15 protein-coding genes are annotated in these 18,536 nt (G+C 64.5%); 5 read left to right on the plus strand and 10 right to left on the minus strand.

Features of this window, described 5'->3' with window-relative positions; translation table 11 throughout:
* Positions 1–87: 87 nt before the first annotated feature.
* The 10 genes from IVA81_RS29605 to IVA81_RS29650 all read right to left on the minus strand — a co-directional run bounded on the left by IVA81_RS29605 (position 88) and on the right by IVA81_RS29650 (position 11,574).
* Complete coding sequence (locus IVA81_RS29605; protein ID WP_247324669.1) at positions 88–1,125, minus strand: amino acid ABC transporter substrate-binding protein; 1,038 nt, start codon at positions 1,123–1,125, stop codon at positions 88–90.
* Positions 1,126–1,178: 53 nt separating this feature from the next.
* Positions 1,179–1,772 (minus strand): L,D-transpeptidase, encoded by a 594-nt coding sequence (locus IVA81_RS29610; RefSeq protein ID WP_247324517.1) that lies wholly within the window; start codon positions 1,770–1,772, stop codon positions 1,179–1,181.
* A gap of 366 nt (positions 1,773–2,138) precedes the next feature.
* Positions 2,139–3,113, minus strand: coding sequence for a hypothetical protein (locus tag IVA81_RS29615; RefSeq protein ID WP_247324518.1), 975 nt, complete (start codon positions 3,111–3,113; stop codon positions 2,139–2,141).
* Positions 3,114–3,214: 101 nt separating this feature from the next.
* A complete protein-coding gene (locus IVA81_RS29620) occupies positions 3,215–3,778 on the minus strand; it encodes a thioredoxin family protein (protein WP_247324519.1) in 564 nt (187 codons plus the stop codon).
* Between the two features lie 31 nt (positions 3,779–3,809).
* Positions 3,810–4,508, minus strand: a complete 699-nt coding sequence (locus IVA81_RS29625) for a cytochrome c biogenesis CcdA family protein (protein WP_247324522.1) — start codon at positions 4,506–4,508, stop codon at positions 3,810–3,812.
* Between the two features lie 489 nt (positions 4,509–4,997).
* Positions 4,998–5,609, minus strand: a complete 612-nt coding sequence (locus IVA81_RS29630; RefSeq protein ID WP_247324523.1) for a sigma-70 family RNA polymerase sigma factor — start codon at positions 5,607–5,609, stop codon at positions 4,998–5,000.
* A gap of 406 nt (positions 5,610–6,015) precedes the next feature.
* Complete coding sequence (locus IVA81_RS29635) at positions 6,016–6,753, minus strand: response regulator (protein WP_247324524.1); 738 nt, start codon at positions 6,751–6,753, stop codon at positions 6,016–6,018.
* Between the two features lie 10 nt (positions 6,754–6,763).
* Entirely contained in the window at positions 6,764–8,509 is a 1,746-nt protein-coding gene (locus tag IVA81_RS29640; protein WP_247324525.1) for a DUF3369 domain-containing protein, read from the minus strand.
* On the minus strand, positions 8,479–10,479 hold the full coding sequence (locus IVA81_RS29645) for an ATP-binding protein (RefSeq protein ID WP_247324671.1): 2,001 nt from the start codon (positions 10,477–10,479) through the stop codon (positions 8,479–8,481). Before IVA81_RS29645 ends, IVA81_RS29640 begins: the two co-directional genes overlap by 31 nt.
* 84 nt (positions 10,480–10,563) lie before the next feature.
* The gene (locus IVA81_RS29650; RefSeq protein WP_247324526.1) at positions 10,564–11,574 is read right to left on the minus strand and encodes a TRAP transporter substrate-binding protein; all 1,011 of its coding nucleotides are present in this window, start codon (positions 11,572–11,574) and stop codon (positions 10,564–10,566) included.
* Positions 11,575–11,716: 142 nt separating this feature from the next.
* Here IVA81_RS29650 and ugpB point away from each other — a divergent pair, with 142 nt between their 5' ends.
* The 5 genes from ugpB to IVA81_RS29675 all read left to right on the plus strand — a co-directional run bounded on the left by ugpB (position 11,717) and on the right by IVA81_RS29675 (position 18,459).
* Entirely contained in the window at positions 11,717–13,099 is a 1,383-nt protein-coding gene (gene ugpB / locus IVA81_RS29655; protein ID WP_247324528.1) for a sn-glycerol-3-phosphate ABC transporter substrate-binding protein UgpB, read from the plus strand.
* Positions 13,100–13,321: 222 nt separating this feature from the next.
* Complete coding sequence (locus tag IVA81_RS29660) at positions 13,322–14,281, plus strand: aminoglycoside 3'-phosphotransferase/choline kinase family protein (protein WP_247324530.1); 960 nt, start codon at positions 13,322–13,324, stop codon at positions 14,279–14,281.
* A 385-nt stretch (positions 14,282–14,666) separates the two neighbouring features.
* The gene (locus tag IVA81_RS29665) at positions 14,667–16,289 is read left to right on the plus strand and encodes an ABC transporter substrate-binding protein (protein ID WP_247324536.1); all 1,623 of its coding nucleotides are present in this window, start codon (positions 14,667–14,669) and stop codon (positions 16,287–16,289) included.
* Between the two features lie 248 nt (positions 16,290–16,537).
* Positions 16,538–17,551, plus strand: coding sequence for an ABC transporter permease (locus IVA81_RS29670; RefSeq protein WP_247324538.1), 1,014 nt, complete (start codon positions 16,538–16,540; stop codon positions 17,549–17,551).
* 8 nt (positions 17,552–17,559) lie between these two features.
* The gene (locus tag IVA81_RS29675; RefSeq protein WP_247324540.1) at positions 17,560–18,459 is read left to right on the plus strand and encodes an ABC transporter permease; all 900 of its coding nucleotides are present in this window, start codon (positions 17,560–17,562) and stop codon (positions 18,457–18,459) included.
* Positions 18,460–18,536 lie beyond the last annotated feature (77 nt).

Raw genomic sequence — 18,536 nt, forward strand, 5'->3', positions numbered from 1 at the left:
GATGCCCGGGACAAGCCCGGGCATGACGATTGAGAGCGATGTGCGAGCCTTGAACCAAACTCGCAATGACGGCTGATAGACCGCCATCTACCTCATCGGTGGTGCATACTGCACGCCACCGGCGTTCCACAGCTGGTTCATGCCGCGCGGGATCTTCAGCTTCGACTTCTCACCGATGTTGCGCTCGTACATCTCGCCGTAATTGCCGACGTGGCGGATGATGCGGGCCGCCCAGTCCTTGGTGAGGCCGAGCTGCTCGCCGTAACTGCCTTCGGTGCCGACGAGGCGCATCACTTCGGGCTTCTTCGACTTCAGGGCCTCGTCGATGTTCTCCGAGGTGACGCCGAGCTCTTCGGCGTTGATCATCGCGTACAACGTCCACTTCACGATCATCATCCAGTCGTCGTCGCGCTGGCGCACCACCGGGGCGAGCGGCTCCTTGGAGATCATGTCCGGCAGGATCATGTTGTCGCCGGGCTTCGACAGGTTTATCCGCAGCGCGTAGAGCTGCGAGACGTCGGCGCTTAGCGTGTCGCACTTGCCGGTGTCGTAGGCCTTCACGACGTCGTTGAGGTTTTCGAACTTCACCTCGTCATACTTCATGTTGTTGGCGCGGAAGTAGTCGGCGACGTTGAGCGCCGTGGTGGTGCCGGCCTGCACGCAGACCTTGCTGCCGGTCAGGTCCAGCGAGGTCTCCTTGTTGCGCGAACGCGGCAGCATGAAGCCTGCGCCGTCGTAATAGGCGACCGCGGGGAAATAGAGGTCGTAGTCGAGCTCGCGCGCCATGCTCCAGGTCGAGTTGCGCGAGAGGATGTCCACCTTGCGGCTCTGCAATTCCTTGAAGCGCTCGCTGGCATCGAGCGGGATGAACTTCGCCTTGCCCGGGTCGTTGAAGATCGCCGCGGCCACCGCGCGGCAGAAATCGACGTCGAAGCCGGCCCAGTTCTTGTTGTCTTCGGAGTAGGAGAAGCCCGGCAGGCCCTTGTTGACGCCGCACAGCACCTCGCCGCGGCGCACGGTGCGCTTCAGCGTACGGGTGTCGTAGAATTCGTAGATGATGGCCAGAACGGCGACCAGCACGGCGACCGCGAGCCCGATCAGCAGGCCGCCTCGAAAACTGCGCATCATGTTGCTCTCGAAAAATCGGGAAAAGGAGTGGGGACGAAGAAAGGGGATATTTAGAGTTCAGGCTTCTGCCGGATGACCACCTTGGTGCCAACAGGGACGCGGTCGTAGAGGTCGGCGACGTCATTGTTGACGAGACGGAAGCAGCCCGAAGACACCTTGGTGCCGATCGTGTCGGGACGGTTGGTGCCGTGGATGCGGTAGACCGTGGTGCCGAGATACATGGCCCGGGCGCCGAGCGGATTGCCGGGGCCGCCGGCCATGAAGCGCGGCAGATAGGGCTGGCGCTGGATCATCTCCGACGGCGGCGTCCAGTCCGGCCATTCCTTCTTGTTGGTGATGGTCACCAGCCCCTGCCACTGGAAGCCGTCGCGGCCGACGCCGATGCCGTAGCGGATTGCGCGCCCGCCCGGCTGAACCAGATAGAGGTGCCGCTCGGCGGTCGAGACGATAATCGTGCCCGGCGGTTCGGTGGTGCGGAAATAGACGACCTGCTTCTGCCATTCCGGCTCGAGCTGGTAGGCCTCGTCGGCGACCAGGCCCGGCTCGTCGCCGCGGTCGGGCTGCTGGGCGGATGCTTGCGGAGCGGACAGAATAAGCCCCACGGCAGCCATGAACATCCCGGTCAGGCGACGAAAATCCGTCATCTCAAGTTCTCCCCGCTGCCACAGCGCAAATCATTCCAAAGGCATCAAACCTGAGGGGCATGTTCATGGCAAGTTGATGGCGCGCCGCCCTGGTATGTCACGAGAATGCCTATGGTTTTTTGACGGAGCCGGGCAATGCCACAAACAGGGGATGGCGCGAAAAGCATAGGGCTGTGGCGGCTGGGCTAGGTGCGCTCCCTCCCCCGCCTGCGGGGGAGGGTCGGGGAGAGGGTGTCTCCGCATTGGGATACTCCCCCAGAGGAAAAACCCTCACCCGCGCCTCCGGCGCGACCTCTCCCGCAAGCGGGAGAGGCGCAGATCGAGTTCGTGGTGAGATCAACCTCGACAACGGGCAATAGATGCCAGTCAGATCTTGTTGCTCTCCGCCGCGATCCCCAGCCGCCGGAAGATCTCCGTCCCCACGGCGCGGGCCTCGAGCCTTGAGCCGATGCGCGGGCTGCGAAACCTCCGCCCCGAGTGCAATCGGATCACGACGATGCAGTGCTCGTCCTCGGACCGGCCGCGGCGCTCGACCGTGATCGTCTTCACGTCAGGTCCCGCGATGTGGTCGGCGCGCAGGCTGCCGTCGCCCCACAGGCGTTCGACGCGGATATCGCTCTCGCGGATGATCCAGAAGGCGCCGGTCACGAGGTTGGCGTATCGGTGTACGGCAAACGCGGCGAGCGCGCCGACCGGCAGCAGCATGATGTCGACATGGCTCGGCGACAGCCCACGCCAGAGCTTGTAGGCGTAAGGCACGGCGCACAGCGCGACCGCGATCAGCGACACGATCCGGATGTCGCGAGCGGGAAACGGCTCGAGGGGATCGCCGAGATGCATCTCGGGATTGCTGGCATCGAGCGGATTGGCGGGATCCTCGACATTGGGAACGTCGAACTGCGCGGCGATCCGGGCCACGGTGTCGCGAACATGGGTGACATCGGAGATCGGCGGCGACGTCAGGCGCTCCCCCGAGGCCAGCGTGAAGACAAGCTGAAAGCGCGCCTTCACCCGCTTGCTGCCGGGAACCTGCAACGCCGTGATGTCGTCTCTTACGACGATCCGCGTACGGAGCTTCCCGAATGGACTTTGCCGCCCGATCAGGATCTCGTTCGGTGTGATGATCCATACCACCGCCGGCGCCACCATGATGCCGACGACGAATCCTGCCCCCACGAGCAGCGCCACCACCGAGATGATGATTTCCAGGGTGTCATGCGTGAACAGGCCCGGCGTAAAGCACAGCGCAACCGCGGCCGCGCAGCTGGCCACGATCAGCCGCTGCGCGATCGAGGAGCCTTCACGAAGGCGGATGTCGTTATTGATGGTCGTGTCGTCCATTGCGGGCGGCTGATTGCGTCAGCGCGAAAGTCCACGGACGGGTCCGTGGAGTCAAGCAACAAGGGCGACAACTGAACAAGCCGCGCGATGCCGGTGCGGCGTCAGCTGTTGACGTTCAACAGCTTCGCCACGGTGCGGTCGATCTCGTCGTAGCTGCCTTCGCCGGCGTGCTGGAACACGATCTTGCCGGTCTGGTCGATGATGTACTGCGCCGGCCAATACTGGTTGCGGTAGGCGTTCCAGGTCTTGGACTCATTGTCCTGTGCCACCGGATAGGTGATGCCGTGACGCTTCAGCGCGGCCTGGACGTTGGAGGCCGAGCGCTCGAACGGGAATTCCGGGGTGTGCACGCCGACCACGACGAGGCCCTTGTCTTTGTATTTGGCGTAGAGGTCGGTGACGTGCGGCAGCGTGTTGACGCAGTTGACGCAGCCATAGGTCCAGAAATCGACCAGCACGACCTTGCCGCGGAGGTCGGCGATACCAAGCGGCTTCGAATTGAACCAATTGTTGATGCCGGTGAAATCAGGTGCGGTCTGCTGGCTCGCGGCAGCGGTGACGACGGGCGCCGCGCGGGCGGCCTCGTCGCAGATGCCGGGGATGACGGCGCCGGTGATGGTGAAGCAGATCAGGGCAGCCGAAACGGCGAGCAATTTGAGAGTCATGGAAGCGTCCTCCGGTGAAGATGAGGGATGATCACAGGCCGATCTGGCCGGTGGGGTAGAAGCCGGTGAGCCACGCCACGATCAGCGTGTCGTATTGGAAATACGCGGCGAGCGCGAAGCCGATCACGACGATGCCAAAGCCCTGCTGCAGCCGCGGCGAGATCCGCGAAAGGCTGCGCACCCGCGTGGTCGCGGCCTGGCCGCCATAGGCGATCGCCAGCATCGGGATCGCCGCGCCGATCGCATAAGCGATCAGCAGCGTGCCGGCCCAGGTCAGGTTCTTCGAGGTCGCAACCAGCGTCAGGATCGAGCCGAGCACCGGGCCGGCGCAGGGCGTCCAGACCAGGCCGAGCGTGGTACCGAGGATGAGCCCGCCAAGCGCGCCCTCGCGTTGGGAGGCGCTGGAATTGCCGAGATCGACCCAGCCATTGAGCCGGATCGACAGCCATTCGAACGGCGCCGGCCACAGCATCAACAGGCCGAAGCCGAGCAGCAGGATCGAGGCCGCCTCGCGCAGCACGTTCGGATCGAAATCGAACAGCCGCGCGATCGCTCCGAGCAGCAGCGCGGTCGCCGAGAACGAGATGACGAAGCCGAGCGCGATCATCGCAGGGCGCAGATGCCCCGCGCGCCCGATCGAGGCGCCAAGCAGGATCGGCAGCATCGGCAGCGTGCAGGGCGCGGCGATGGTGAGAATGCCGGCGAGGAGAGCGAAGACAAGTTCGAGCATGGCGCACTCGTGAAGGAGGTCACGAGGGCAGTTCGGAACGGATGCAGGGCGCGTTACACGGCGTCACGCCTTCGTGACGGGTGCGGTAGTTGCGAGCGGCACGGGAGGTACGCTCCCCCCCGCCTGCGGAGGAGGGTTGGGGAGAGGGTATCTCCACAACGGGACACTGCCCCAGAGGAAAGAACCCTCACCCGCCGCGCGCGGGCCGATGCTTCGCATCGCCCTGGGCGCGTCGGCCTCTCCCGCGCGCGGGAGAGGCGGGAGCCCGCGGCAACCACGCAGGCCCAAACACAAAACGACCCGGAGGGGGGCATCCCGTCCGGGTCGCTGGAAGTCTTGGGAGGTTTAACTAAACCGTATGTCCGCTTTATAGGGGGGAAGTTTTTCCGCCTGATGTTGTGCTTTGTTTCAATTGTTTCGTGGGCGGTAACACTTCCGTGTCCCCAGGAAGGGCCCGACATCGGGCCCTATCCCTTTGAAATCGTTAGCTCAGGCGGCGAAACGCTCGACGCCACAGCCCTTAAGCAATTCGGCCAGCTGCTTGCGGGCATAGAACATTCGCGTCTTCACGGTGCTCTGGGGGATGCCGATGATCTGGCCGACCTCCTCCACCGACTTCTCGTGATAGTAGACGAGGTTGATGATCTCGCGATGCGCGGGCGACAGCTTCTGCACGCAGGCGCGCAGGATGGCGCTGGTGTCGCTGCGGTCGAGCGAGGTCTCGGGCGTCTCGGCATCGTCGGGAATCTGGCGCACGTCTTCCTGGTCGATGTCCTCGAAGCGTCGCTGGCGCATCGCGGTCAGGGCCTTGAAGCGGGCGATCGAGAGCAGCCAGGTCGAAACCTGCGAGCGGCCCTGGAACTGGCCGGCGGTCCGCCACACGTCCAAAAACACCTGGCTGACGAGGTCTTCCGCCGTGGTGGCGTCGCGCACGATGCGCAGGATGAAGCGGTACACCCGCACACTATGCCGGCAATAAAGGATATGCATCGACGTCCGGTTGCCGCCGGCAATGCTCTCGAGAAGCATGTCGTCCGAAGTCGCCTGAGCGGCGATGATGCTCTGGCTGGCCTGGGCGTTGATGGCGATGACGTTCCGCATTGACTTGGCTCCCCGTAGCGCCGCAACCGAGCGGCGTTTCCTTGGACCGAAGTGTTAATGAGCCAACGTTTCGGGACGTCTGCACGAAAAGGGGAAAATGGTTTCGTGCGCCCCCAAATTGTTTCGTCCGACGCGGGGCGACGAAACATTCGGAGTAAAAAGTCGTGGAATTTCAATGTACGGAAAATACGGGGCGGCGTTCTCGGCAAGGCAGGAACGAATTTGCGCGCCTTGCGTTTGGTCGCGCCGCACCCATCGTCGCCGAGAGCGCGCGTAGCCAGGACGAACGATCTCGTAGGGTGGGCAAAGGCGCGAAGCGCCGTGCCCACGATCTTTCGCAAATATGGAGAGATTGGTGGGCACGCTTCGCTTTGCCCACCCTACGGCACTTGGCGCGCCGTGCTGCCTACGCCTTCTCGCCCGCCGGCGAGAATAGATAGCCGCCGCCGCGGATGGTGCGGATCACGGCCGGCTTGGCCGGATCGGGCTCGATCTTGCGGCGGATGCGCATGATGCGCAAATCGACGGCGCGGTCGAAGGCTTCGGCGTCGCGTGCATTGGCCAATTCCAACAGGCGCTCGCGCGACAGCACGCGCTTCGGATTGGCCGCGAACACCTTCAGCAACCCGAACTCGGATGCGGTCAGCGGATGCTCGTTGCCCTCATCGTCGCGCAAGGCCTGGGCTTCGAGATCGAGCCATTTGGTGCCGAAGCGCACCAGCTGGTCCTTGTCGGATCTCGCCGCCGCCTTATCAGGCACTGCTGCCTTGGCTGGCGCGCTTCGTCGCAGCACCGAGCGGATGCGCGCCATCAGCTCGCGCAGCTCGCAGGGTTTTGCCACGTAATCGTCGGCGCCGAGCTCGAGCCCCACGACGCGATCGATCGGGCTCGCGGTCGCCGTCAGCATGATGACGGGCACGTTGATGCGGCTCTTGAGGTCGCGGATGATCGAGAGGCCGTCCTCCTCGGGCATGTTGAGGTCGAGCACGACGAGGTCGGGCATGCTGCCGTCGATCGCGGCGCGCAACGACTTGCCGCCGTCGCACAGCGTCACGGTGAAGCCGTGCATCTTGAGATAATCGCCGACCATCTCCCGGGCCGGGGCTTCATCGTCGACGATCATGATGTGCTGGCTTTGGGTCATGGTCTCTGGATCACGGCAATTCGGTCGCGGGGAGGGTGATGGTGAAGGTCGAGCCCTTGCCGGGCCCGTCGCTGTCGGCGGTCACCTCGCCGCCATGCATGTCCACGATACGCTTGACGATGGACAAGCCAAGTCCCGTCGAGCTCTCGCCGGCGGTCGGTTTTGCCGACAGCCGCTGGAACCGGCCGAACAGACGGCCGAGATCTTCCGGGGACAGGCCGGCGCCCTCATCGCTGACGCGGACGACGGTGTCGCCGCCCTCGTGGCTGACGGCGACGTCGATCTTGCCGCCGATCGGCGAGTATTTGATGGCGTTGCTGATGAGATTGTCGATCGCCTCGCGGATGCGGTCGGTGTCGCACATGGTGACGATGTTGGCCGGCGCGGCGACGCTGATCGCCTGCTGCTTGTTGACGGCGAGCGGCTGGTTGGCCTCGGCGACCTCCTTGACCAGGGCCGCGACGTCGACCGGCTCGCGGCGGATGGTGATGTCGAAGGCATCGGCCATCGCGTCCGAGATCAAATGGTCGACCATCGTGGTCAGCCGCTTGGTGGCGTCGCGGATGTGGTCGACCTGGGCGACCACGCCGCTTTCCGATGCGCCGGTCGAGATCAGCTCCTTCAGCATCTCGGTGCGGCCGAGGATCACCCCGAGCGGGTTCTTCAGATCGTGCGCCACGGTGCCCAAAATCTCGTTCTTGAAGCCGTTGGCGCGCTGCAGCCGCAGCCATTGCGCCGAGAGGCGGCGGTTGGCCTGCATCAGGGCGCGGGTGCGCTGGGCGACGCGGTCCTCCAGCTGCGTGTTGGCGTCCTGGAGCTGCTGGTAGAGGATGACGTTGTCGAAGGCGATCGAGAGCCGGGAGGAGAAGATCTCGACCAGCGAGCGGTCGGTCTCGGACAGCTCTCGCTCGGCCTGCAGCAGCACCACCACCTCGCGGCCGCTTCCGGTGCGCAAATAGATCACGCTGCGATGGTCGGCGAATTCGTTCTTGCGGCGCTGGAACGCGGCCTCCACCATCGAGCGCAGATCGGGATCGAGCGCCTTCGACGTGGTGGTGCCGATGAAGCGGCTGTAGCAGCCGCTGCCGGCGAGCACCGAGAGCTCGGGGTCGATGCCGCCATTGTCGCGCAAGACCAGTATACCGGCGCAGTCGACGTTGAGCAGCGAGGCGAGCTGGGTCAGCACGCCCTCGGCGAGCCGCTGCATCGACTTGAAGTCGTACAGCGTCGAGGCCGCGTCGATGATGATCTCGAGCCCGCGCCGCGTCTGCACCATGCGCTCGAGCTGCTGATAGGAGCGCAGCGCCGCGGTCAGCGAGGTGAACAGCTTATCGGCGGTGAGCTCGGTCTTGGCCTTGTAGTCGTTGATGTCGTACTGCACGATCACGCGCCGCTCCGGCGCCTGGCCTGGCTGTCCGGTGCGCAGGATGATGCGCACGGTCTCGTTCCTGATCTCGTTGCGGATGAACTCGACCAGATCGAGGCCGGCGACGTCGGTCTCCATGATGACGTCGAGCAGCACGGCGGCGATGTCGCCGTGCTCGGCCATCAGCTTGCGGCCTTCCGCCGCGGAATAGGCCGAGAGGATTTCGAGGCCTTGGCCGTTGAGGCTGTAGTCGGACAGCGCGAAACGGGTGCCGTCATGCACGGCCGGATCGTCGTCGATGACGGCAATCTTCCATTTCCGGGCGTTGCTATCCTCCGACGCGGTACCGGTATCGTCGATCAGGTGGAGGACATCGTCCTGTTCGGCCATTGAGAAGTCCCGTCACTTTCTGTGCTTTGCGCGCCGCCCTTGGCGACCCGGGGCATGATAATGCGAAAAGTGGTGCCTTGTCCCAGCTTGGATTCCAGCATCATGCGCCCGCCGAGCTGCTGGGTGACGAGGTTATAGACGATATGCAGGCCAAGTCCCGTGCCGCCTTCATTGCGCCGGGTGGTAAAGAAAGGGTCAAAGGCCTGGCGCTGCACGTCCGGGGTCATGCCGGCCCCGTCATCGGTGAAGATGAGCTCGATGTCGTCGGCCCCGCGCGGCCGCGCCGAGATCGTGATCGTGCCGGCGCGCCCGTCGGCGAAGGCGTGGTTGGCGGCGTTGAGGAAGAGGTTGGTCAGGATCTGGCCATAGGAGCCGGGATAGCCGTCGAGCAGCAGCCCCTCGGGCACGTCGACCTGGAGCGTGGTCGGCGAGCGCTTCAGCACCGGCCTGAGGCTTGCAATGATCTGGTCGGTGGCCTCGCTGAGCGAGAATTGCCGCCGCTCGGCATGGGAGCGGTCGACCGCGACCTGCTTGAACGACTGGATCAGCTCGCCGGCGCGCTGGAGATTGGCGACCAGCTGCTGCGAGGCGTCGCGCGAGGACTGCACGAACTCTTCCAGCTGCGAGCGGCGCAGGCCTCCCTCGCCCTTGAGCTGGGCTTCGAAGATTTCGGTGCGCCGGGCGAAGCTGGAGGCGACGGTCAGGCTGATGCCGATCGGGTTGTTGACTTCGTGGGCGACGCCGGCAACGAGGCCGCCGAGCGCCGCCAGCCGTTCGGCGTCGATCAGATTCTGCTGCGCGGTGTTGAGCTCGAGAAGCGCGCTCTCGGCCTTCTCCTTGGACGCGCGCAGCTCGTCCTCGGTCTCGCGCTTGGCGATCGCGTTCTCGCGGAACACCTCCACCGCACGCGCCATCGCTCCGACCTCGTCACGTGCCTTGGTGCCCTGCACCTCGCGGTCGAGGTCGCCGAGCGTGATCGCGCGCATCGCGGCCATGATCTGCTGCAGCGGCAGCCGGATCGACAGCGCGATCATCACGCCCGCGGTGAGGATGATGCCGAGGAAGACCACCGCGATCGACAGCACCCGCCTGGAAATGGCGGCCAGCGTGCGGTCGAACGTCTCCTGCGCCTTCTGCTCGCGCTTGCGCATCTTGGTGGAGAGATCGTCGATGGCGCCGATCGCCTCGGCCTGGCTGGCGTCGATGGTGTTGCGGAGCAGCTCGGTGCGGCTTGCAAGCTGTTCGGAGAGCTTTGCAAAGCCCTCGCGCAGCGCGGTGGTGCGGGCCCCGAGCCGCCGCAGCGCCATGCGCTGCAGGTCGTTGTCGGCGAGATCGATCATCACGGGGATGGTCTTCTCGATCGTCTCGGTGTTGCGGCGCGCGTCGTCGGCCGCGCCCGATGACAGCGACAGATAATAGGAATTGGCCGCCACCAGCATCGCGGTGAAGGCCTCGCGGGATTTTCCCAGCGAGGGCCAGATCAGCGCGTCGCGATGGCCGGTGGCGCCTTCGATGATGGAATAGAGGCCCGCCATGTCCCTGGCCGGGCCCTGCACCTGCTCCTCATAGGTTTTCGCGATGGTGGCCTGCACGCTGCGCAGCTCGCCGAAACCATTGAGGAAGCGGTCGGTGGTGCGCTCCAGCTCCTCGACCGAGCCCGACAGCATCGGGTCCTTGGCCGCGCGGTTGGACAGCGTGCCCAGCACCGCCTCGCGCAGCAGCAGGATCTCGGCGAACAGGTCCGGGCTCGGCTGGTTGATGTAGCGGTGGATCAGATTATGCAGGCGCCCGGTCTCGCTTTCGAGCAGCGCCAGGATGCGGTCGGACTCGCGCACCTGGCGCACGTCGTCCCAGGCCGAGCCCAGCACCTGCGCGCCGTTCCAGATCATCGCCACCAGCACCACCACCACGGCGGAATTCAGCGCCGCGATCGACAGGATGCGCCAGCGGATCGGCACCGCGCGCAGCATGCCGACCAGCCGCGCGCGCAGCCGTCCGATCGGGCCGGACGGCCTGTCCGCGTGCTCGTGATGTCCAAGTGCAGCCAATGCGGCTCACTCCACCTTGCGAATGCGTTCGATCAGCGTGGCCGCGGCGGGATCGCGCCCGGCCTTGGCGTAGATAGCGGCCATGGCGTCCTCGAACGGCTTGCGGTCGATATCCCTGACGATGGTAACGCCTGCTTCCTGCGCCTTGCGCTGCGACTGTTCCTCCAGGTCACGCCATTTCTCGCGCATGAACCGGCTGGAGCGCTGGGCGGCCTCCCGGAAGATGGTCTGGTCATCCGGCGACAGGCTCTGCCAGGCCTTCTGCGAGATCACCAGCACTTCGGGACTCATCGTGTGCTCGGTGAGCGCAAGGTAGCCGGCATGCTTGTAATGGTCTGTCGTCACGAAAGATGGCCAGTTGTTTTCGGCGCCGTCGATCAGATGGTTGGTGAGCCCGGTGAGCACCTGCCCGTAAGGAAGCTCGACCGGCTCGGCGCCGAGCGAACGGATCATCTGGCTCATCAACTCCGACTGCTGCACCCGGATCCGCAATCCCCTAAGGTCCGCGATATTCCTCACCGGCCGGACACCGTTGTAGATCGACCGCGCGCCGGAATCGTAAAAAGCCAGCCCGACGAAGCCGTAGGGCTCGAAACTGCCGAGGATCTCGCTGCCGATCGGGCCATCCAGCACCTTCTGCATGTGCTCGATGGACCGGAACAGGAACGGCATGGCGAGCACGTTCATCGCCGGAACGAAATTGCCGATCAGCGCTACGTTGGTCCGGTTGAGGTCGATCGCGCCGGCCCGGGTCTGCTCGATGGTCTCCTTTTCCTCGCCGAGCTGACGGGAGTGGAACACCTTGATCTCATGGCGGCCGCCGCTGCGCTCGGCAATCAGGGCGCCCATGTAGCGCAGCGCCTGGACCGTCGGATAATCCTCGGTCTGGGTGTCGGCGGCGCGAAACTCGCGCGCAACGGCACCCGTCGCGCGCATGCCTATCGAGGCTGCGGCGAGCAGAAGCGCGACGAAGATCACCCCGGTCCGCGAGAGTTCGGCACGGCTCAGCACTGGCACACTCAACCCCTTAGTGGTGGAGTCTATGGCGGAAGGAAAAGGTTCAATGCAATCTAGCAGATGGTCGGGGGAAGGCCATCCGCCCGGTGCCGTGGTGCGATTGTGCGGCGCGGCCGGCGCGCATTCCCGGTTGAAACCGCAAATGCTGCGCCTTAAGCAGGGCAGGCCGCCTTTGTCGCGCGGTACGGGAAGAGCCATCGTGACTTCAGCATCGCGCATTTTGCAGGTCGTCGCCGCCCTTGCGGCTCTCTCACTGGCTGCTCCCGTGCGCGCCGCCACCGACATCGCGTGGTGGCACGCCATGTCCGGCGAGCTCGGGCGGCAGCTCGAGAAGCTGGCCTCGGACTTCAACGCCTCGCAATCCGATTACCGCATCGTGCCTGCTTACAAGGGCAATTACACCGAGACGGTGACCGCCGCGATCTTCGCCTTCCGCTCGCGCAGCCAGCCCGCGATCGTCCAGGTCAACGAGGTCGCCACCGCGACCATGACCGCGGCCAAGGGCGCGATCTATCCGGTGTTCAGCCTGATGCGGGATCAGGGCGAGCCGTTCTCGCTGGCCGATTACTTGCCCGCCGTCTCCGGCTATTACACCGATGCGGCCGGCAATCTGTTGTCGTTCCCGTTCAATTCCTCGACGCCGATCCTGTACTACAACAAGACCATGTTCCGCGACGCGGGCCTCGATCCGGAGACGCCGCCGAAGACCTGGCCGGAACTGGGGCTGGCTGCAAAGCGGCTGCGCGACCGCGGCGCTCCATGCGGCTTCACCACGTCCTGGCCGTCCTGGATCCATGTCGAGAATTTCTCCGCCTTCCACAATCTGCCGCTGGCGAGCCGGGCCAACGGCTTTGCCGGGCTGGATGCGGAGCTGACCATCAACAATCCGTCGCTGGTGCATCACATCGCAGCGCTCAGCGAATGGCAGAAGACCAAGCTGTTCGACTATAGCGGCCGCGGCCAATCGGCCGAGCCACGGTTCCAGAAGGGCGAATGCGGCATCTTCATCGGCTCCTCGGCCACGCGCGCCGACATCAGAGCGAATTCGAAGTTCGATATCGGCTACGGCATGATGCCGTACTGGCCGGACATGAAGGGCGCGCCGCAGAATTCGATCATCGGCGGCGCCACGCTGTGGGTGCTGCGCGACCGGCCGCGCGAGGAATACAAGGGCGTGGCGCGGTTCTTTTCTTATCTGTCGCAGCCCGGCGTGCAAGCCGCCTGGCATCAGAACACCGGGTACTTGCCTGTGACCCGTGCCGCCTTCGAGCTGACGCGGTCGCATGGCTTCTACGAGCGCAACCCGGGCTCGGCGATCTCGTTCGAGGAGATCACGCTCAATCCGCCGACGGAGAATTCGAAGGGCATCCGGCTCGGCTCCTTCGTCCTGATCCGCGGCGCGATCGAGGACGAGCTGGAGCAGGCCTTTGCCGGCCACAAGAGCGCGCAGGCAGCGCTGGATTCCGCCGTCGAGCGCGGCAACAAGCTGCTCCGCCAGTTCGAGCGCGCAAGTCCCGAGCGGTAGCGTATTGCAAATGAGCCTAGCTGTGGCCGCCAGCGAGATGTGCTCCCTCCCCCGCTTGCGGGGGAGGGTTGGGGAGAGGGTGTCTCCACAACGGGACAATCCCCCAGAGGAGAAAACCCTCACCCGCGCCTTCGGCGCGACCTCTCCCGGAAGCGGGAGAGGTGCACCATTTCCTGGGCTGGCACTGAATCAAACTAAGCCGCCTCGCATGAGCGAGTGCGAATGAGCATCGCGCCATCGCAACAATTGCCGGTCTTCACCGACGCGAAAAGCTTTCGGGCCTTTCGCTCCGACCCGGCGCAATGGCTGCCGATCGCGCTCGACATCGCGCGCCGCAACGGTCTCGATACCAGCTCGCCGCATGTGTTTGCGACCGGCACCAATCTCGTCATCGGGCTCAGCGACAAGCTGATCCTGAAAATCTTCCCGCCGATGCTCGCAGCGCAGTTCGTCTCCGAGCGCGGCTCGCTGGCGCAACTGAAAGGCCATCTCGATCTGCCGATTCCGGAGATCGTTGCCGAAGGAACGCGCGACGGCTGGCCCTATCTCGTCATCACGCGCCTTGCCGGCACGCTCGGCTCGGAGGTATGGCCGCAACTGCCGGAAGCTCAGAAGGAGCGCTTGCTGCGCCAGATCGGCGAGACCATCGCCGCCGTGCAGCGCGCGCCGCTCGGAGAGCTGGCGCATATCGAGCCGCGCTGGAACGACTTCATGCGCCAGCAGATGCGGGGCTGCCGTGCCAGGCACGAGCGTCTTGGCCTTGCACCGAAATTCCTTAGAGGCCTCGACGATCTGCTGCATGACGCAGGAAAACTCATTCCGATGGATGCGCGGCCGGTGATCCTGATCGGCGAATACATTCCGGAGAACTTTCTGCTCGCCTGCGATGACGGCCAATGGTCGCTCGCCGGCCTGTTCGATTTCGGCGACGTGCTGGCGGGATGGCGCGATTACGACCTGCTCGGGCCCAGCGCGTTCATGGCGGCGGGCCGGCCGGGGAGGGTGCGCAGCCTGCTCGAAGGCTTTGGCTACGCGAAGCCCGATTTCGCCCTCAAGCGCCGCCTGATGGCCCTGATGCTGCTGCACCGCGCCAGCGACCTCAACGCGCACATCTGCATCGAGGGCTGGCAGGAGAGGGCGAATGATCTGGTCGAGCTGCAGGAGCTGATCTGGGCCGGCTGATGGCCGACCCCAGCTCTCCCCGTCATTCCGGGGCGCCGCGCAGCGGCGAGCTATGGTGCGCAATTGCGCACCTGATAATCCATTATCCCGCGCGTTCCGCCGCCCGATGCCGCGCATCGCCCCGGAATGACGGCCTGGGCGTGCCGCTCCATCGCAGTTAAGGGGGCGCCTTCTGGATGGGCTGCGATCCTTGACAGGCTAATTATTAAGCAATTGCGACTCTTTGTATGCAATGATGCTATCTGAGTTCCTTACGAATCCCCGTTGAAGAAGGCGAATGCCCGCTAATTTCAGAGGCTTAGTGCAAGAATAACGCTCCGTTAAGCCTTGGCACGAACCTTGCGAATCCGGTTCCAACCAGAAACTTTTGTGTTGGAGCCATTTCATGAAGCGCCGCGATTTCCTCAAGTCCGTTTCCGGTTTGGCCGCAGGCGCGGCGCTTCCGGCCATGCCGCAGGTCATCTCCTCGGCCTATGCTGACGCACGCTCGGAGACGCTGCTGATCGTCTCGGAGGGCGGTCCGAACAATCTCGACATCCATGGCGTCGGCACCAACGTGCCCGGCTATGAGGTGTCGTGGAATTGCTACGACCGCCTGATCAGCCACGAGATGAAGGTCGGCCCCGGCGGCGTGCCCTATTACGACCGCGACAAGTTCAAGGGCGAACTCGCCGAGGACTTCAAGATCGACGATATGTCGGTCACCTTCAAGCTGCGCAAGAACGCCAAATTCCACGACGGCACGCCTGTTACCGCCAAGGACGTGAAGTGGTCACTCGACCGCGCTGTCAGCGTCGGCGGCTTTCCGACCTTCCAGATGAGCGCGGGCTCTCTCACAAAACCCGAGCAGTTCGTCGTGATCGACGATTACACCGTGCGCGTCGACTTCCTGAAGAAGGACAGGCTGACCATTCCCGATCTCGCCGTCATCGTGCCCTGCATCGTCAACTCCGAGCTGGTGAAGAAGAACGCCAGCGAGAAGGACCCCTGGGGTCTCGAGTTCTCGAAACAGCAGACCGCGGGCTCCGGCGCCTACAAGGTGACGAAATGGACCGCCGGCACCGAAGTCATCATGGAGCGCAACGACGACTGGGTCTGCGGTCCGCTGCCGAAGATCAAGCGCGTGATCTGGCGCATGGTGCCGCAAGCCGGCAACCGCCGCGCGCTGTTGGAGCGCGGCGATGCCGACATCTCCTACGAGCTGCCGAACAAGGACTTTCAGGAGATGAAGGCGAACGGCAAGCTCAACGTTGTGTCGCTGCCGTTCTCCAATGGCATCCAATATATCGGCATGAACGTCACCAAGCCGCCCTTCGACAATCCCAAGGTCCGTCAGGCGGTGGCCTACGCGCTGCCCTATCAGAAGATCATGGACGCGGTGATGTTTGGCCTGGCGAACCCGATGTTCGGTGCGCCGAAGGATAAGCCGACCGAGATCGCCTGGCCGCAGCCGCACAAATACAACACCGACATGGAGAAGGCGAAGGCGCTGCTGGTTGAGGCCGGCTACGCCAACGGCTTCGAGACCACGATCTCGTTCGATCTGAATTTCGCCGGCGTCAACGAGCCGCTCTGCGTGCTGGTGCAGGAGAGCCTGGCCCAGATCGGCATCAAGACCACCATCAACAAGGTGCCCGGCGCCAACTGGCGCACCGAGTTGAACAAGAAGGAGATGCCGCTCTTCACCAACGTGTTCTCGGGCTGGCTCGATTACCCCGAATACTTCTTCTACTGGTGCTATCACGGCAATAATTCCGTCTTCAACACCATGAGCTACAAGTCGGCGGAGATGGACAAGCTCATCGACGGCGCGCGCACCGCGGCCGCGAGCGGCGACAAGGCGACTTACGATGCCGACGTGAAGGGCTTCGTCGATCTCGCCTTCACCGACATCCCGCGCATCCCGCTGTACCAGCCCTTCGTCAACGTCGCGATGCAGAAGAACATCAGCGGCTATCAATACTGGTTCCACCGCAGGCTGGATTATCGCGCGCTGGCGAAGGGGTGAGGGGACATGGCGCGCGACGTGGCCGCGACTTTCGGTGTCTCGTGCTCGAGCGAGGTGAGCGCAGCTCTCTCATTCCCTCTCCCCTTGTGGGAGAGGGTGGCTCGCCGCGTAGCGGCGAGACGGGTGAGGGGTAGCCACGAACTCCGACCTCGCTTGGGGCTACCCCTCACCCCAACCCTCTCCAACAAGGGGAGAGGGAGCGCAGCGGAGCTTGTGGCGCGATCTCATTTCCACACCAGGAGCACCCCATGCTGACCATGATCGGCAAGCGCCTGATGTTCGCTGTCCCCTCGCTGATCGGGGTCGTCATCGTCACCTTCCTGCTGACGCGCGCGCTGCCCGGTGATCCCGCCGCATACTTTGCCGGTCCCGCCGCCACGAAGGAAGCCGTCGAGCAGATCCGCAAAAAACTCGGCCTCGACAAGCCGCTGATCGAGCAGTTCTTTCGCTACACCAATGACCTCGCCCATGGCGATTTCGGCAATTCGCTGACGACCGGTCAACCGGTGGCGGCCGAGATCCGCAACCGCCTGCCGGCCTCGGCCGAGCTGACGCTGCTCGGCCTCATCGTCTCCGTCGTCATCGCGATTCCGCTCGGCGTGCTCGCGGCGACGCGGCCGGGATCATGGGTCGACCATCTCTGCCGCATCACGACGACGGCCGGCGTGTCGCTGCCGGTGTTCTTCACCGGCCTCGTGCTGGTCTATGTGTTCTATTTCCGCCTCGGCTGGTCGCCGGCGCCGCTCGGCCGTCTCGACGTGTTCTACAGCGCGCCGCCGACGGTGACGGGCTTCTATCTGATCGACACGCTGATCGCGCGCGACCTCGAGGCGTTCCGCTCGGCGCTGAGCCAATTGATCCTCCCCGCAACGACGCTCGCGATCTTCTCGCTGGCGCCGATCGCGCGCATGACGCGCGCCTCGATGCTCGCGGTGCTGGCGTCAGAATTCGTCCGCACCGCGCGCGCCAGCGGCCTGTCGCCGGCAACCGTCATCGTCACCTACGCCTTCCGCAACGCCATGTTGCCCGTCATCACCACCCTCAGCATGGTGTTCTCGTTCCTGCTGGGCGCCAACGTGCTGGTCGAAAAAGTGTTCGCCTGGCCCGGTATCGGCTCCTACGCCGTGGAAGCGCTGATCTCGTCGGATTTCGCGCCGGTGCAGGGTTTCGTGCTGACCATGGCGGTCATGTACGTGCTGCTCAATCTCGTGATCGACATCTTGTACGGCGTGATCGATCCGCGCGTCAGGCTGGAAGGGTAGGGTGAGAGATGAGCTCCGTTGCGCCTGCTGTTGAACCCGTCGGCCCCGCGCGAACCTCGGGGATATCAGCGATCCTCGAACAGACCCGCTACGTGCTCGGCGAGAACAAGGTCACGGGCTTCGCCTTCGTGCTGCTGATCCTGATCCTCGTTGCCGCGATCTTCGGCCCTTATGTGGTGCCCTACGATCCGCTGGCGTCCGACACCGCCGCATCGCTGAAGCCGCCCTCGGCCGCGCACTGGTTCGGCACCGACCAGCTTGGGCGCGACATCTTCAGCCGCGTCGTCGTGGCGACCCGGCTCGATACGTTCATCGCGGTCGCCTCCGTCGCGCTGGTGTTCCTGATGGGCGGCCTCGCCGGCCTCGCGGCGGGCTATTTCGGCGGCTGGACCGATCGCATCGTCGGCCGCGTCGCCGACACCATCATGGCGTTCCCGCTGTTCGTGCTGGCGATGGGCATCGTCGCCGCCCTCGGCAACACCGTGCAGAACATCATCCTGGCCACCGCCATCGTGAACTTCCCGCTCTATGCCCGTGTCGCGCGTGCCGAAGCCAATGTCCGCCGCAACGCGGGCTTCGTGCAGGCCGCGCGTCTGTCGGGCAACGGCGAGTTCCGCATTCTGCTGGTGCATATCCTGCCCAACATCATGCCGATCATGATCGTGCAGATGTCGCTGACCATGGGCTACGCCATTTTGAATGCCGCCGGCCTGTCCTTCATCGGCCTCGGCGTCCGCCCGCCGACCGCCGAATGGGGCATCATGGTCGCCGAAGGCGCCGGCTTCATGGTGTCAGGCGAATGGTGGATCGCGCTCTTCCCCGGCCTGGCCCTGATGATCGCGGTGTTCTGCTTCAACCTCCTCGGCGACGGCCTGCGTGACATCGTCGACCCCCAGCGGAGGACGTGATGGGAAATTTCCGCTCGAAATTCCCCAACGATTTCAATCCCATTGTACTGTGCATGGGGTTGTTTTCGACCTTTTTG

The sequence above is a fragment of the Bradyrhizobium sp. 141 genome (genome assembly GCF_023074055.1).
GTDB lineage: Bacteria > Pseudomonadota > Alphaproteobacteria > Rhizobiales > Xanthobacteraceae > Bradyrhizobium.

Bases quoted from the DNA above. Each gene is read 5' to 3' on its own strand.
- IVA81_RS29605 (WP_247324669.1), bottom strand. From the start codon at position 1,125: ATGCGCAGTTTTCGAGGCGGCCTGCTGATCGGGCTCGCGGTCGCCGTG.
- ugpB (WP_247324528.1), top strand. From the start codon at position 11,717: ATGCTGCGCCTTAAGCAGGGCAGGCCGCCTTTGTCGCGCGGTACGGGA.
- IVA81_RS29665 (WP_247324536.1), top strand. From the start codon at position 14,667: ATGAAGCGCCGCGATTTCCTCAAGTCCGTTTCCGGTTTGGCCGCAGGC.
- IVA81_RS29620 (WP_247324519.1), bottom strand. From the start codon at position 3,778: ATGACTCTCAAATTGCTCGCCGTTTCGGCTGCCCTGATCTGCTTCACC.
- IVA81_RS29635 (WP_247324524.1), bottom strand. From the start codon at position 6,753: ATGACCCAAAGCCAGCACATCATGATCGTCGACGATGAAGCCCCGGCC.
- IVA81_RS29630 (WP_247324523.1), bottom strand. From the start codon at position 5,609: ATGCGGAACGTCATCGCCATCAACGCCCAGGCCAGCCAGAGCATCATC.
- IVA81_RS29610 (WP_247324517.1), bottom strand. From the start codon at position 1,772: ATGACGGATTTTCGTCGCCTGACCGGGATGTTCATGGCTGCCGTGGGG.
- IVA81_RS29660 (WP_247324530.1), top strand. From the start codon at position 13,322: ATGAGCATCGCGCCATCGCAACAATTGCCGGTCTTCACCGACGCGAAA.
- IVA81_RS29670 (WP_247324538.1), top strand. From the start codon at position 16,538: ATGCTGACCATGATCGGCAAGCGCCTGATGTTCGCTGTCCCCTCGCTG.
- IVA81_RS29675 (WP_247324540.1), top strand. From the start codon at position 17,560: ATGAGCTCCGTTGCGCCTGCTGTTGAACCCGTCGGCCCCGCGCGAACC.
- IVA81_RS29640 (WP_247324525.1), bottom strand. From the start codon at position 8,509: ATGGCCGAACAGGACGATGTCCTCCACCTGATCGACGATACCGGTACC.
- IVA81_RS29625 (WP_247324522.1), bottom strand. From the start codon at position 4,508: ATGCTCGAACTTGTCTTCGCTCTCCTCGCCGGCATTCTCACCATCGCC.
- IVA81_RS29645 (WP_247324671.1), bottom strand. From the start codon at position 10,479: ATGCTGCGCGCGGTGCCGATCCGCTGGCGCATCCTGTCGATCGCGGCG.
- IVA81_RS29615 (WP_247324518.1), bottom strand. From the start codon at position 3,113: ATGGACGACACGACCATCAATAACGACATCCGCCTTCGTGAAGGCTCC.